Genomic DNA, 16,577 nt, shown 5'->3' on the forward strand with positions numbered 1-16,577 from the left:
CCTGCTAAGAGCTCCCTTCCCCCCTGCTTTTTTATTCTGCCTCTGATACTTCTTCTTCTATCTATTTTTGCAAAAGTTTCATTGCAGCTTGATTTCTTTGCAATTGTTCTTCTGGCGTTTTTCCCATATTCTGCAAAAATAGCGTTAAATTATGTTTACCTGTTACCGTCATATTTGCTGCTAAAAATACCTTTTGATCTAATTTTAAAGTAGCTATGCCAAGACGGCAAAAATTTTTTCATTCCAGTTCCTACCCTACGGGAACGCTGGCGCGAACCCTTCGCTCAAGACTGCATTCAACATGACAAAGAAACAGACTTTTAAGACAACCTCTAATTGATATAATTATGTGTATATTTCCTTGCTCGGAGAAACTATGCAAATAAAAGATATGACAACAGAACAGTTACAAAACCTGATCCGTAACACAGTAGATGAAATTCTAGATGAATACTTCGGTGATCCTGATGAGGGAAACAAAGTTAAAGAGTCATTCCAGCAAACTTTATTAGAAATACGGCAAAAACGGCTAGAAGGAAGACCTACTATTCCAGCATCGGAGGTGTATAAAAGGTATGGGATAGAGCATTAAATGAGTTATTCTGTAAATTTTGAACCAGAGTCTATAACTGATTTAGATAATCTGGCTCAGGTGGTGCGGCTACGGATTCTTAATAAAATTGAATGGTTAAGTATCAATTTTGAGCAGATCACTCCTTTACCTCTTACGGGAGAATGGTCAGGGTTTTATAAGTTAAGAGTAAGAGATTATCGAGTCATCTATGATTTTGATGTTGAGAGTCAGTTAATCATAATTACTAAAATTGGTCATCGTAGTGAAATTTATTAGGGTTGTGTAGCGCCTTGGGTTGGTCGATCACAGACTATCCTAGAAACAAGAAGTAGGGTAAAACAATTATTAATAAACGACCAATGACAAATGATAAATCAACAATCATTCGTTTAGAAAATATCTTTAAAGTCTACGGTAGTCGAGAAACTGAAGTTAAAGCACTCAACGATGTAAATTTAACTATTCACGAAGGCGAGTATTGTTCAATTATGGGGCCTTCTGGTTCAGGTAAATCTACAGCCATGAATATTATTGGCTGTTTAGATCGTCCCACATCTGGACATTATTATTTAGATAACCTTGATGTCGCCCAAATAGATGATCAAGCTTTGGCTCATATCCGCAACAAAAAGCTGGGGTTTGTCTTCCAACAATTTCACCTCTTAGCCCAACTTACAGCCTTAGAAAATGTGATGTTGCCAATGGCTTATGCTAATGTTAACCCAACCGAGAGACGCGATCGCGCCACCGAAGCATTAATCCGAGTTGGGTTAGAAAAACGCCTCAACAACAAACCAAATCAACTCTCAGGAGGACAACAACAAAGAGTAGCAATAGCACGGGCGATCGTCAACCGTCCCGTTGTTCTCCTCGCTGATGAACCCACAGGCGCACTTGACTCTCGCACCACCCAAGAAGTGTTGGACATTTTCTCTGAATTAAACGCCAGTGGTATCACCGTAGTCATGGTAACTCATGAACCAGAGGTAGCCCGTCAAACCCAGCGTATCGTTTGGTTCCGTGATGGTGAAGTGATACACTCTCACATGACACCAAACGATTTGACGCACTTGGCTGTTTGATCAAATTATCGTCGCCAAGGAATTGCTGATCAAACGATGCAAATCCTTTAAATTTTTTATACCTCTTCCCGGCTTAACTGAGAAATAAAGTAATCAGACAGAATTAATTACACAAATTTTTAACTGTAACCTGTCCCCTGTAACCTATCTCCATCCATGAATTTTTGTGTCCGACTACTTATTTCCGCATTTCTCACAAACAGTAGGGGCGGGTTCACAGATATGCTCAAATCATTCACGAATATTTCGCTCAACCCGCCCCTACGGACTCTGGACTGAGGTTGCAATAATTGGTGAGAAATCCGGGTTATTGAGGTGTTTATTACTGTTTCAGCTAACCTACATCATCATGAGCAAAACGGTTGAATAGGAAGTCTAAAGCATGGTTCCGTAGTTTATAGTATTGCGGATCTTCCATAATTCTGGCGCGATCGCGGGGACGAGAAAAGGGAATTTCCATGACTTCGCCAATTTTGGCATGGGGGCCATTGGTCATCATCACCAACTTATCGGCTAAAAACAGCGCCTCATCAATGTCGTGGCTAATCATTAGCACTGTGCAGCGATTCTCGTTCCAAATTTTCAGCAGTTCTTCTTGTAATTCTTCTTTGGTAATCGCATCTAACGCCCCAAAAGGTTCATCTAAAATCAGCACTTTCGGGCGAATTGCCAAAGCACGGGCAATAGAAACCCGTTGTCTCATACCGCCAGACATTTGCATGGGCTTTTTGTCCATCGCGTCACCTAGTCCCACCATCGCCAAATGATCACGGACAATTGCCCTTTTCTCCGCTTCCATTTTGTTGGGGTAAACTGCATTGACAGCTAAGTAAATATTTTCAAATGCAGTCCGCCACGGTAACAGCGCATAGTTTTGAAACACTACCATCCTGTCTGGCCCTGGCTTGGTGATTGGTTGACCTTCGAGTAACACTTGCCCAGAGGTAGGAAAGTTAAAACCAGATACCATATTTAGCAAGGTTGATTTGCCACAGCCAGAGTGACCAATGACGCAAATGAATTCACCTTGGTTGACATTGAGGTTAACACCATCAAGGACAGTGAAAGGGCCATTTTTGGTGAAATAAACTTTGCTCACCTCTCTAATTTCTAAGAAAGGTCTGTTATTACCTGTTGCAGTTGCTAATGGTTTTCTAGAGATGTCAGTAACTGTAGTTAAATTGCGGTTTTGCATAGCTGTGAATGAAGGGTGAAGGGTGAAATTATTTGGGTGGAACTTGATTTTTTACGGTTGTCAAGAACCTCTCTCCAAACTTCTCTCCTGCAAGGAGAGAGGCTTTGACTTCTCCCCCTTCCCTCGTCTACGGTGTACACACAAATCATCTGATCCCCCTAAATCCCCCTTAAAAAGGGGGACTTTGATTCTAATTTCCCCCTTTTCAAGGGGGGCTAGGGGGGATCGAAATGCTGTTATGCAACTTTATACAACTTGTGTGTACACCGTAGCTTCCCTCGTAGGGAAGGGGGCTGGGGGGTTAGGTTTTTAATTGTTGGGTTTCGTAAGTGAACCTTTTATCTTCATCGCTGAAGTTCGGAACTCGGTGAGTGAACCTTTTATCTCCATCGCTGAAGTTCGGAACTCGGTAAGTGAACCTTTTATCTCCATCAATGAAGTTCGGAACTCGGTGAGTGAACCTTTTATCTCCATCAATGAAGTTCGGAACTCGGTGAGTGAACCTTTTATCTCCATCAATGAAGTTCGGAACTCGGTGAGTGAACCTTTTATCTCCATCGCTGAAGTTACAATACTCAACTGTCAGTTATGCAACTCTTCTGCTGGGCAAATCAAGAACAACTTCGGCAACTGAAAAGTCGCGTTTAATCGGTAAACTGTTGAGATAGGCGATGGGATCGTCGGCGTTAAAGGGAGTCCCATCAAATAACTGAATTGGTTGGCGAGTGTAGCTGATATCTAAACCTAATTCCCTAGCAGCGGTGCTGAAAACACGCACTCGACAAACTCGTTCCACAACCTCCACCCAATTTCTAGGAAAGGGAGTGTCACCCCATCGCGCCAACTGACTCATAATCCAGATTTGTTCTGTGCGACTAGGGCGGTTAATGGCAGACTCAGAATAAAACTGGTGATGGGCGTAGTCCCGCAGAGGATGGTTGATGTCACATACTAGGCTATCTGGGTCTTCCAGTTGGATATACTCTAAATCTGTGCTGACGTAATCTCTACCCGCCACAATTCTTCTGACTTCTTCGGCGTTGTCGGGATTTGCACAGTACTGACAAGCTTCTAACAAAGCTTTAGTTAAAGCAATATGAGTATTAGGATACTTTTCTGCCCAATCTTCCCGCACACCGAGGACTTTACCTGGGTGTCCTAACCAAACTTCCAAGTCAGTAGCAATAGTAAAGCCGACATTTTCCACGGCGGCGCGATAGTTCCAAGGTTCACCCACGCAGTAACCGTCAATACTTTTGTTTTGCAAGTCGGCGACCATCTGTGCTGGTGGAATTGTGTGCATATCCACATCTGTATCCGGGTCAATACCGCCAGCCGCTAACCAGTAACGTAGCAATAAGTTGTGCATGGAAGCGGGATGGACTACGCCCATTGTGTGACGCTGCTCACGGGTGCGGAGGAGGTAATTTTTGAAGTCAGATAAGGTGCGAACACCTTCATCATAAAAGCGTTTGGCTAAGGTGATGGCGTTACCGTTGCGGGTCATGGTGAGGGCGGTAACAACAGGGAGGGGTTGGTTTTTATTTCCGCCCAAGGTTAACCACATGGGCATCCCAGAAGGCATTTGCGCTGCATCCAAATAACCGCCACTGATGCCGTCAACAATACCCCGCCAGCTACTTTCCCGAACTAAGTTCACTTCATCTAAACCATGCTTGGCAAAGAAACCTTTTTCTTTTGCTACAGCTAAGGGAGCGCAAGCAGTTAGAGGTAAGAAGCCAATTTCTAAGTTAACTTTTTCTAACCCATGACGGGCAACATCCGCTGTTTTCCGCGCCCGGAGTTTCTTAATGCGTTTTTGCTGGTTGAGGAAGTAAATCATTTCACTCCGCAAGCTGTAGTAGCTGGGGTGTTCCACAACTTCCATGCGTTTGCGGGGTCTGGGAATATCAACTTCTAGGATGTCGCCAATTTTAGATTCGGGGCCATTGGTCAACATCACAATTTTGTCAGACAACAGCACTGCTTCATCTACGTCGTGAGTCACCATGACTGCTGTGACTTCATTTTCTTCACAGATTTGCATTAACTGTTCTTGTAAGTTACCCCGTGTTAAGGCATCCAACGCGCCAAAGGGTTCATCTAACAGTAACAGTTTAGGACGAATTGCTAAAGCGCGAGCGATCGCCACCCGTTGTTTCTGTCCACCAGATAACATTCCCGGCTGTTTGTCAGCATGGGGACGCAAACCCACCATATCTATATGTTTATCGATAATGGCTTTACGTTCACCCGCAGCTAAACCCCGCATTACTGAATCTACCGCCAAGGCGATATTTTCTCTCACTGTTCGCCAAGGCAATAGCGAGTAATTTTGAAATACCACCATCCGGTCTGGCCCTGGTTTGGTGATTTTTTGTCCTTGCAGAGTCACAATACCCTCAGTTGGCAAATCCAAACCCGCAATCATATTTAATAATGTGGATTTTCCGCAACCAGAGTGGCCAATTAAAGAAACAAATTCACCTTTCTTAATTTGCAGGTCAATACCTTTGAGGGCAATATATTGACCACCACCAGTTAAATTAAAGACTTTATCAATTTGGTCAACAGCAACGAATACAGACATAGTAATGAAGTATGAAGTGTGAAGTGTGAAATGGAGAGATGAGGGACTGAGGAAAAATACAAATTGTTTTTAGTCCTGCCCTCTGCCTCCTGCCTTCTGCCTTTTTATTTTTGTTCTGCTGGTAAAATTAGGTTTTGCAACCAAACCATGAACTTATCGAGCAATAAACCAACTACACCGATATAAACTAGTGCCAAAATTACTTCACTCACGTTGTTATTTTGGTAAGCATCCCAGATAAAGAAACCAATACCGACAATCCCAGACATGACGATTTCTGCTGCAATAATCGCTAACCAAGCCAAACCAATCGCAATTCTCAATCCAGTGAAAATGTAAGGTAAAGCAGCCGGAATCAAGATATTAATAAAGTATTCTTTGCGGCTGAGTTGCAGTACTTTAGCAACGTTGTTGTAATCTTGGGGAATTTGATTCACACCCACCGCAGTATTTAGTAATATTGGCCAAATTGCGGTGATGAAAATTACGAATAATGCTGCTGGTTCGTTTTGGCGCAATGCTGCTAAGGAAATGGGAACCCAAGCTAGAGGTGGTACAGTCCGCAGTAATTGAAATAGCGGGTCTAAAGCCTTGGACATGGTTTTATTCACCCCAATCAAAATGCCCAAGCCAATCCCAACAACTGCTGCGAGGCTGTAACTAATAGCTACACGCTGCAAACTAGCTAAAATCTGCCAAAACAACCCTTTGTCAATGCCGCCTTTGTCATAGAATGGCCAGAAAATTAATACCCAAGTGTCTTGAACTACTTGTATCGGCCCTGGTAATGTGGCTCCGGGAGTCCAAGCAAATAGTTGCCATAATGTGAGAAATATTGCGATCGCAACAGCCGGAGGTACAATGTTAGGAATTTGTTTTTGAATCTGCGATACAAAACTGTTATCAAACTTGGGGCTGGCTGGTCTTTTTTGGGCAAGTGTCATAAATTTGTTTTCCTTGAGAATGAATAATTAACCGCAGATAAACGCAGATGAAGCTGAAAGTCACTTTCTTTTCTTACTCAGCACGCAGCACTTTTACAAACTCACTTTCTTAATCGTGAGACTCTTGAGATATGCTTCGGGTTTTTCTGGGTCGAACTTAACTCCATCAAAAAATTCTTCTACGCCGCGCGATGTGCTTGTGGGAATGTCGGCCGCAGTAATACCTGCTTCTTTAGCAGCTTCTTTCCAAATGTCTTCGCGGTTAACTTTATTAATTAACTCTTTAGCCTTAGCTGCATTATTTGTGATGTAATCTTTGGGTAAAAATCCCCAGCGAACACTTTCAGTGATGAACCATAAATCATGACTCTTATAGGGATAAGACACGCTACCTTTCTCATCTTTCCAGTAATAAGCAGCCATTGATTTATCATCAATTTTGCGGCCATCCCCCATGTCATATTTACCTTGGAATGGATCTGCAAGAATTTCGGGTGAAGGTAAGTTGAAATAATTGCGTCCAGCCAGAATTTGCGCGGCTTCTTTGCGGTTGTCAAAGTTATCCAACCACTGTTGCGCTTCCATAATGCCTTTTAAAATTGCTTTTGTTGCTTTGGGATGTTTATCAACCCAATCAGCCCGCATTGCCAAGTATTCTTCAGGATGATTCTTCCATATCTCTGCGGTTAATGCCGCCATAAAGCCGATTTTATCTGTCACAATCCGATAAGGCCAAGGGTCGCCAGTACTGAAAGCATCCATTGTGCCTGTTTTCATGTTGGCCACAGTCTGCGCCGCAGGTACAGTCAACAATTTCACATCTGTATCAGGATTAATACCACCGGCTGCTAACCAATAGCGAATCCAAAAGTCTTGGTTAACATGGGGGAAAGTTTGAGCGGCGGTGAAGGGTGTAGAGGATTTTAGTTCTGTGAATAGAGACTTAGCACTAGCAAGTTGTAGACCGATTTTACCTTGGTGTTTGTTGGCGATCGCAATTCCATTTCCATGTGTAATCAATTGACACAACACATACATGGGGATTTTCTGATTGCCTTTAGTAATAATACCTTCGGTAATTAAATGTGGCATTGGCATTTGCCATTGTCCACCATCTATACCGCCACCAGCCGAACCAATTTCCACATTATCCCGCGCAGAACCCCAAGAAGCTTGCTTGGAAAGGTCAACTTCGGTCATGCCATACTTCGCAAAAAAGCCTTTCTCTTTAGCAATAATTAAAGGTGCTGCTTCTACAATCGGGATATATCCTAACTTCACACTCTTAGTTTCTGGTGTTTGTTCAGGTGCTAAATTTGCTACAGTTTGCGCCGTTGGTACAGCTTGCGAACTACCACCAGTCAAGTTTTCTGGAGGATTTCCTAAACAACCTTTGAGGAATACAGAACTTGCCGATGCCCCAGCTGTTAAGATGAATTTACGGCGAGAAATTTGATTAAAAAAACCTGACATAATATCTCCTCAAAGGTGAATTGATTTTTTTTAGACATGAAAATTAACGCAAGCAAAATATAATTTCGCTTGTGGCGATCGGATGATAATTTCGAGTTATATTCCAACAAGCCAATCCTAGCCAACTACCCCTCGGTAAAGGCTAATATGACTGACTGAAGAGAAAATCAATTGCTCAAATTATTTGGGATTTAATCTGTTTGTTGGCTATCACTTAATTCGTTGAAATTTAGTTTACAGGTTTTAAAATCAAATTGGTTAACTCTCAACCGATAAATCTTAAATAAATATTATATTAACAACATAATTAATGTTTATAACAGCCGATAAAGTTAATGGAAATTCGTAATGTATGGGTAATTATTGATGACAACCATTAACTTTATATGATGCTTGAGCCGTATAAAGGTGATTTTTTTTAAAATCCATCAATAATTAATTATGCCAACTATTGAATAATTCACATATATCGCTTTTCAAATAAAATGTACCTGAAATAATTGGTAATTTCTGATGCTAATTATTGTTTTAAATCTATAGATAAATTTTTATACCTGTTTTTAGCCTACACAATGAACTTGGCAATTGACGCGCTTGGTTGATGTCAGAGTTACGATGAAAGGAAGAATCCTTTTAGCTTTGCTCGTAATGACTCTGGCTGAAACTCCCAACCACGACAACTTCTCCAATCCTTTGCTCACCCTCAACTACAAACCAGCTTTAGAATCGTTGGGTGATGATTACTACGATGAAGTAGCCGCAGAGGAATTCCCGCAACATATTTTGCGTTGGCGCAATGACGCACTGTTATCCCATTTAGGACTAAACGCCCAAGCCGTCACAGACGAACATTTCATCACGGCTTTTGGCAAATTCCAAGGACGCAAACCTTTATTAGCTCTGCGTTACCACGGTTATCAATTTGGTACATACAACCCTCATTTAGGCGATGGTAGAGGCTTTCTGTACGGACAAGTGCGTGCCAGCGATGGAGAGTTGTACGATTTTGGTACTAAAGGTTCTGGCCGCACACCCTACTCTCGTGGTGGCGATGGTATGCTCACACTCAAAGGTGGGGTGCGAGAAGTTTTGGCAGCTGAAGCGTTATACCGTATGGGAGTACGCACCTCTCGCTGCTTAAGCATGATTGAGACTGGTTTATCTCTATGGCGCGGTGATGAACCTTCTCCCACCCGTTCATCAGTCATGGTGAGGATGAGTAATTCTCACATTCGCTTTGGTAATTTTGAGCGTTTGCACTATTTACAGCGTCCAGACTTAACCAAAAAACTCTTAGACCATGTAATTGAGTATTATTATCTTCACTTAGTCACCGAAAAAGATAAATACGCCTTATTCTATGCAGAATTAGTCAAGCGAGTAGGCAAACTAGTGGCACAGTGGATGGCAGCGGGTTTTTGTCATGGAGTTTTGAATACTGACAATATGGCTATTACTGGGGAAAGTTTCGACTACGGCCCCTATGCCTTTATTTCTACTTATGATCCCTATTTTACTGCTGCGTATTTTGACTATTACGGACGTTATTGTTATGGTCATCAACCCAGTATTTGCCAATGGAATTTAGAAATGCTCCAGGAACCATTCAAGGCAATTATTGACCCCACTGATATGGCAGCAGGATTAGCCAACTTTAATGACTATTATGGTGCGGAATATCGCTGTTTGATGTTGAAAAAGTTAGGTTTTGTGAAATTATCACATCCCGAAGCTGATGAGCTTTTAGAATTAACGATCGCATTTTTAAAAGAGAGTCAAGTTGGTTATCACCTGTTTTTCTCAGAAATGGCTCGGACTTTTTCTGCTAAGTGGCGAGATGAGCCAGCTTGTGTACTAAACAGTTCAGATATTGTGCCAACCGCAGATAAGTCAGCAATTTTTGATAATTGGTGCATACTCTACCATAAAATTTTGAATGATTTTGCCGTAGATCAGATGAATACTATAGCTCAAACCTTGGCTGACCATAATCCTAAAACTGTGCCACTACGACCTGTAATTGAATCGATTTGGAAACCAATTGCTGAGGAAGATAATTGGCAATCTTTTGTTGAGATAATTGATCAAATCCAATCTAAGTAGCAATCCTGTTTGATTTGCAAAAATTTCAAGCCTCAAATCCCCGACTTCTTGCAGAAGTCGGGGATTTTTTTGGAACCAATGATTTAGGACTGCTGTAGATACTTTCATTTTATATAGCAGTAGCCAAGACAGTTAGGACATCGGCCAATGATAAAACTCATGCACTAAAAGACTTTTAACCCTGTCACATGCGGTCACTGAGCGGCTGGTGAGCGCAGTCGAAACATGCCGAAGTGTCACCTGTTCCCTGTCACCTGCTATATGAGTTCTATAAACCTTTTCCCAGCCCCTCTCTGATGCGGAGAAGTGCAGAAACCTTCCCAGTTTTGAACTAAAAAATCCAAGTTTCAAAGCCTCTCATCCCGTGGGAGAGAGGTTTAGATAGGGGTTTTTGACATCTGTCGAATTCACGTTTATTTGAGATTTCTGGAACAATCTTTTGCAAAAGGCTTTTACTCCAAAATTAAAAATCGGTATTTATTATAAAAAGTAAAAATCAGCTATAGTCTTTAGAATGTTCTTATTTTTTAATTATTAGTTTCTGCTAAATTGGCAACAATTATCAAGATGATAGACTAAACTTAAAATAAGAAATTAAAAGTATACGAATTTTAATTTTAAAGCCATCAGGTAGCTGGTTAATGACACAATAGCTGTGTTGAATAAAAAGATTTATCTAATAAATATAAAAAACAACAGTTTATAAAAATAAATTTATATTAATTTTTGTTGAAAAAATAAATATTATTTTTTGGGTAAGCAGCAGATAATTGCTCAAGAAAAAAAACACAAGTAAAATTTAATCAGTTTATTACAAAAATACAAGAAAAAACCTAATTTAAAAAATGTCGATATTGTAAAATTGATATTCATAATTTTAATTAACAGTAATAATCATTACGACAAATGCTGAAAGTGCTAGAGGATGAATAAGTGGTTAGGCTGCACAGATATCATCAGTTCCAAGCAATAAAACTTTTCAGCAAACGAAAGTTGCTGCCATTATTGGTTGGTATTGTTGTCTCAATTGCTGTAGTTCTGCTGTGGCAGAGACTAGTAATTGAAGAGCAAAGTAACATTAAACAACTTGTTCAACAACAGGCGATCGCAGTTCAAACGGAATTAACTGCCCAATTGAATACCCGGATTCTAGCATTAGAGCGGATGGGCAAACACTGGCAACTGTATGGTGATCTGGAGCAGACACAATGGCAAACCGAAGCAGCAGCTTATGTCAAAGATTTCGGAGGATATCTAGCGCTGGAATGGGTTGATCCATCATTGCGAGTTAGATGGACTGTACCTGAAGTTGCCAAAAAAGCTACTCAGAATCTCGAACCTCAACGACGGACAGCACTAGAAGCAGCACGCAACCGCCGTCAAACCACTTTTACCCGCACACTTGAACTTATCCAAGGCGGTAAAGGATTTTTTGCATACGTACCACTTTGGATTGGAGAGCAGTTTGATGGCTTTATTTCAGGAGTCTTTCAAATTCAATCCTTTTTGGATTCAATGGTGCATTTGCCGCAGGGTTATAAAATTAGAGTTTTTGAGGGTGGAGAGTTAATTTACGGACAGAACCCACTACCAACACAGCTACTGCTTTGGCAACAAAAAATCAGCATTGACTTATACGGAGTCAACTGGCAAGTGGCAGTGTATCCCTCTTCTGAATTATTAACAACATTGCGATCGCCCCTGCCAATAATTGTCTTAATTTTCGGGTTACTAGTTGCCAGCACACTGGCATTATCCATTTATTTCGCCCAGACTGCTGAACAGAGAAACCAGCAGATAGCTGGCATCAATCAAGAATTAGTAGAGCGAATTTGGGAGCAAAAAAAGACCGAAATTGCCCTCAGAGCCACTGAAACGCGACTGCGGGAGTTACTCGAAACAGTGAAAGTAATTCCTTGGGAATTCGATGTCAAAACTGGGCGATTTACCTATGTCGGGCCACAAGCCGAAGCTCTATTGGACTATCCCCTAGAAGAATGGTATCAAAAAAATTTTTGGTTCAATCATCTGCATCCCCATGACCGAGAACAGGCGATGCGAATCCGTCAAGAAGCAACAGCAAAAGGAGAAAACCACGCATTTGAATATCGGATGTTAGCCGCCAGTGGGCAAGTTGTCTGGTTGCGAGACATTGCAAATGTTGTACAGGAAGTTGGAACCCCCGTGATGCTCAGGGGGTTTATGTTTGAGATTACCGATTTGAAGCTAGTAGAAGAAACTTTAAGATTGCGGGAACGCGCCCTAGCCGCTGCTAGTGATGGAATTACAATTGCAGATGCCAGACTCCCAAATCAACCAATTATTTACGTCAACCCCGCCTTTGAAGTGATCACAGGCTATAGTGCTACGGAGACAATTGGCTATAACTGTGCATTTTTGCCAGGTACAGATCCCCTACAACCAGCAATTCAACAACTACTGTTATCCTTGAATGCAGGAACAAGTTGCCAGGTGCTGTTACGTAACTATCGCAAAGATGGCAGCTTGTTCTGGAATGAATTAAGCATTTCACCAATCCATGATGAAATCGGTAAGTTAACCCATTTTATTGGGATTCATACCGATGTTAGCGAACGTAAACAAGCAGAACTGGCTCTGCATCGCCAAGCCCTCATCTTTGAAAATATGTATGATGGCGTAATCATCACTGATTTAACCGGAAAAATTATTGACTGGAATGGTGCTGCTGAGTGGATGTTTGGCTATACCAAAGCCGAAATATTGGGCAGAACACCGAATATTTTGTATAAACCTGAAGTTTTTCCTACATTCATACCCCAACTTTTGCCAGAGATTCAGCAGCATGGACGTTGGTCTGGTGAAATTCAATTTATACGTAAAGATGGGAGTGAAGGAATTTGTGAAACTACCGTCATTCTCTTACAGGATGAGCAGAGACAACCAATTGCAAGTGTGAGTTTCAATCATGACATTACAGAACGAGTGTTAGCAAAACAAGCATTGCAACAACAATTACATCAAACATTACTATTAAAACAAATCACACAGCAAATCCGTCATAGTCTCGATAGCAAAAAAATTTTTGAAACCGCAGCAATTCAAATTGGAAAAGCATTTCGAGTTGAACGCTGTATAATTCACTCCTATATTAGTGGCCCCATACCACGCATTCCCCTGGTCGCACAGTATAATAATTTTCCTAACTATTACTGTCAGCAAGTATTAGAAATTCCCGTAGTCGGCAATCCTCATGCCGAGCAGATGATCAAGGAAGATAAAGCAATATCCTCTCCAGATGTGTATGCCGATCCTTTACTGCAAGAAGCGCAAGCAATTTGTCGAGACATCGGCTTAAAGTCCATGTTAGCAGTTCGTACCTCCTATAAAGGAGAACCCAATGGTGCGATCGGTGTACACCAGTGCAGCTATTTTCGTCAATGGACACCAGACGAAATTGAATTATTAGAGGCATTGGCAGCACAAATCGGTATTGCCCTAGCCCAAGCTCATCTACTAGAACAAGAAACCCGCCAACGTGAAGAACTCACCTTAAAAAACTTTGCCCTAGAGCAGGCAAAACGTGAAGCAGAAGCAGCCAACCGGGCAAAAAGTGAATTCTTAGCCATGACAAGCCATGAGATTCGTACCCCAATGAATGCGGTGATTGGTATAACAGAACTTTTGTTAGATACAGACTTGACTCCCCAACAGCGAGACTTTGTAGAGACTGTTCATACTAGCGGCAATGCTTTATTGGCCATCATCAATGATATTCTCGACTTCTCCAAAATTGAGTCGGGTAGGCTGGAACTGGAAGAAACATCCTTTGATTTAAAAGCTTGTGTGGAACAGGTAATTGACCTTTTAGCGCCAAAAGCCAATCAAAAACACCTAGAACTGATTTACCTCATCCATCCCCAAGTTCCCACAAAAATTATTGGTGATATCACACGTCTGCGCCAAGTTTTGATGAATTTGCTCAATAATGCAATTAAATTCACCCAACAAGGAGAAGTTGTACTCTCTGTATACGCCAACCAACCAGAAACTCAAAATCTAGAAACCACCTGCAAAATTATTTTTAGCATCCAAGACACAGGTATTGGTATTACTCCAGAGAAAATGACACGGCTATTTCAACCTTTCACTCAAGCCGATGCCTCAATGACCAGACTCTACGGAGGTACTGGACTAGGACTAGTAATTAGCCAACGCTTAAGTGAGATAATGAACGGTAGCCTATGGGTTGAAAGCCGTGGTTGTATTGGTGGCAATCCTGATCCTGGATGGCAAAATAGCAAACCCATCTCGTCAACTTGCTCCAATTCTGGAGCGACTTTCTACTTCACAATTACAACTAAAGTTGTTACCCATCCTGGATTACAAGAACTTACTACCTCATTAGCTCAGTTGGCTGGTAAGCGGCTGTTAATCGTAGATGATCATCCCACCAACAGTAAAATTCTCAGCTTGCAAGTGCAGCCCTGGCAAATGCAAACATATATTGCTGAATCAGGTGAAGCCGCTTTAGCCCTAATGGCGCAGGGCGTGGAGTTTGATATTGCCATTCTCGATATGCAAATGCCGAAAATTGACGGTCTGAAACTAGCACGAGAAATTCGTCAGCAGCCTAGTGGTCAACATCTACCCTTGGTGCTATTGACTTCTTTGAGTAAACCAGAAATAGTTAATGACTGTGAGGATATTGAGTTAGCTGCCTGTTTGACTAAACCAATCAAACAATCTCAACTCTACTACGTCCTGACCCATGCTTTTAGACATCAGCCGCTCCCAGCCAGTATTTCTCCGCCAGATTCTTCCCAGTTTGATTTTCATTTAGCTGAGAAAATGCCACTGCGGATTCTCTTGGCAGAAGATAGCCTTGTGAATCAGAAAGTGGCATTACTAATGTTAAAGAAAATCGGCTATCAAGCAGATGTGGTCACTGATGGGCAACAAGTCATTCAAGCATTGCAACGTCAACCTTATGATGTAGTGTTGATGGATATCCACATGCCAGAAATGGATGGACTAGAAACCAGCCAAAGAATTTGTCAGCAATGGGAAGCTAGTGAGCGTCCTTATATTATCGCCATTACTGCCAATGCTATGCGGGGCGATCGCGAAGTTTGTCTGGCATCTGGGATGGACGACTATATTAGCAAGCCCGTACAAATGGCAGAGTTAGTTCAAGCATTGAGCAAATGCCAACCCCGCATTCCGACAAAAGCACCACCGATACAAACATGGCCGCAAATCCACCCCAAACCTAAAACGCCAAATTTAGCAATATCTACAATTGATCGCAAAATTTTGCAATCTCTGCGTCAGATGTTGGCAGGAGATCGGGTAGCATTTGCAGAACTGCTGAATTGTTATTTTGTCGAAGCGCCTAAACTTATACAAGAAATTCAGGCATCTGTGGTAACTCAAGATGGCGAAACTTTATGGAAGACTGCTCACAAACTCAAGTCCAGCAGTGCTTCTGTAGGCGCAACCAGCCTAGCGCAACTTTGCAAGCATTTAGAAGCTAGTGGTAGAAGTAATGATCTCCTCGGATGTGCAGATGTCTGCTCACAACTTCAGCAAGAGTATGAGCAAGTCAAAACTGAACTGCAAATGGAACTAGAGGAGGAATCATGAAAACAAACTTTCAAAAAAACCAATCTCTAGTGCTGATTGTTGACGACGAACCATTTATCCGCACCCAACTGCGACTAGCTCTAGAGCGGGAAGGTTATCAGATAGTGGAAGCACGAGATGGCAGAGAAGCCTTAATCATGTTTCAGCAACTGCACCCCCAGATAGTCCTGATGGATGCCATCATGCCTGATATGGATGGATTTGAATGTTGTATGCAGTTGCAATCTTTGGATCATGGTAAATATACGCCAGTGTTGATGATTACTGGGCTGGAAGATCAAGAGTCAGTTGATCACGCCTTTGATGTGGGTGCGGTAGATTATGTCACTAAACCGATTCACTGGCCTGTGTTGCGTCAACGGGTAAAACGCTTGATTCAGCAATGTCAGCTACAGCAACAACTGGAAGCCGCTAATCAAGAACTGCAAAAATTGGTGACTATTGATGGTTTAACCCAAGTAGCCAGTCGCAGACGGTTTGAAGAGTATTTTGCTCAAGAGTGGCAACGGATGGCGCGAGAGCAATTATCTTTGTCTTTGATTCTCTGTGACGTTGATTACTTCAAATCTTACAACGATACTTATGGGCATCGGGCAGGCGATCGCTGTCTGCAAAAGGTAGCACAAGCAATCAAAGATAGTGTTAAACGCCCAGCCGATTTAGTTGCTCGTTATGGCGGCGAAGAATTTGCGGTGATTTTGCCGAAAACAGAGGTGCAGGGAGCAATGGTTTTGGCTGCAAAAATTTGCTCGGTTGTCAGGAGATTGGCAATTCCCCATAGTAATTCCCAGGTAAGTGGTTATGTGACGATTAGTGCTGGGGTAGCAGCAGATATTCCTCAGCCTGGTTCTGACTTTCAAGATATGATTTCTGCGGCAGATCGAGCATTATATCAGGCCAAAATTGAAGGACGCGATCGCTTTCTGCAATCTACTCCGCAACTATCTTCTAATTTTTCTCTCCCTCGTTGGGGTGCGTAATATCTTTTGAA

The 16,577-nt window shown here is 42.0% G+C and carries 10 protein-coding genes; 6 read left to right on the forward strand and 4 right to left on the reverse strand.

Going from position 1 to position 16,577, the window contains the following annotated elements:
- Positions 1–391 precede the first annotated feature (391 nt).
- From IQ259_RS09260 to IQ259_RS09270, 3 genes are all read left to right on the forward strand, one after another.
- Complete coding sequence (locus IQ259_RS09260; RefSeq protein WP_228014454.1) at positions 392–592, forward strand: hypothetical protein; 201 nt, start codon at positions 392–394, stop codon at positions 590–592.
- Positions 593–850 (forward strand): type II toxin-antitoxin system RelE/ParE family toxin, encoded by a 258-nt coding sequence (locus tag IQ259_RS09265; RefSeq protein WP_193883913.1) that lies wholly within the window; start codon positions 593–595, stop codon positions 848–850.
- Between the two features lie 83 nt (positions 851–933).
- Complete coding sequence (locus tag IQ259_RS09270) at positions 934–1,656, forward strand: ABC transporter ATP-binding protein (RefSeq protein WP_228014455.1); 723 nt, start codon at positions 934–936, stop codon at positions 1,654–1,656.
- A gap of 334 nt (positions 1,657–1,990) precedes the next feature.
- On the opposite strand, the gene IQ259_RS09275 is transcribed toward IQ259_RS09270, so the two are convergent.
- The 4 genes from IQ259_RS09275 to IQ259_RS09290 form a co-directional block, all read right to left on the reverse strand.
- The gene (locus tag IQ259_RS09275; RefSeq protein WP_193883915.1) at positions 1,991–2,851 is read right to left on the reverse strand and encodes a nitrate ABC transporter ATP-binding protein; all 861 of its coding nucleotides are present in this window, start codon (positions 2,849–2,851) and stop codon (positions 1,991–1,993) included.
- Between the two features lie 586 nt (positions 2,852–3,437).
- On the reverse strand, positions 3,438–5,441 hold the full coding sequence (locus IQ259_RS09280) for a nitrate ABC transporter ATP-binding protein (RefSeq protein ID WP_193883917.1): 2,004 nt from the start codon (positions 5,439–5,441) through the stop codon (positions 3,438–3,440).
- 104 nt (positions 5,442–5,545) lie between these two features.
- A complete protein-coding gene (ntrB, locus tag IQ259_RS09285; RefSeq protein WP_193883919.1) occupies positions 5,546–6,385 on the reverse strand; it encodes a nitrate ABC transporter permease in 840 nt (279 codons plus the stop codon).
- A 93-nt stretch (positions 6,386–6,478) separates the two neighbouring features.
- Positions 6,479–7,858 (reverse strand): CmpA/NrtA family ABC transporter substrate-binding protein, encoded by a 1,380-nt coding sequence (locus tag IQ259_RS09290; protein ID WP_193883921.1) that lies wholly within the window; start codon positions 7,856–7,858, stop codon positions 6,479–6,481.
- Positions 7,859–8,506: 648 nt separating this feature from the next.
- On the opposite strand from IQ259_RS09290, the gene IQ259_RS09295 reads away from it, so the two are divergent.
- From IQ259_RS09295 to IQ259_RS09305, 3 genes are all read left to right on the forward strand, one after another.
- Complete coding sequence (locus IQ259_RS09295; RefSeq protein WP_193883978.1) at positions 8,507–9,961, forward strand: YdiU family protein; 1,455 nt, start codon at positions 8,507–8,509, stop codon at positions 9,959–9,961.
- A 993-nt stretch (positions 9,962–10,954) separates the two neighbouring features.
- Positions 10,955–15,586 carry a PAS domain S-box protein gene (locus tag IQ259_RS09300; protein ID WP_228014456.1) on the forward strand — a complete coding sequence of 1,544 codons (4,632 nt, stop codon included), beginning with the start codon at positions 10,955–10,957 and terminating at the stop codon, positions 15,584–15,586.
- Positions 15,583–16,566, forward strand: a complete 984-nt coding sequence (locus IQ259_RS09305) for a PleD family two-component system response regulator (protein WP_193883924.1) — start codon at positions 15,583–15,585, stop codon at positions 16,564–16,566. Before IQ259_RS09300 ends, IQ259_RS09305 begins: the two co-directional genes overlap by 4 nt.
- The last annotated feature ends 11 nt before the right edge of the window (positions 16,567–16,577 follow it).

The organism is Fortiea sp. LEGE XX443 (assembly GCF_015206815.1).
Taxonomy (GTDB): domain Bacteria; phylum Cyanobacteriota; class Cyanobacteriia; order Cyanobacteriales; family Nostocaceae; genus Nostoc_B.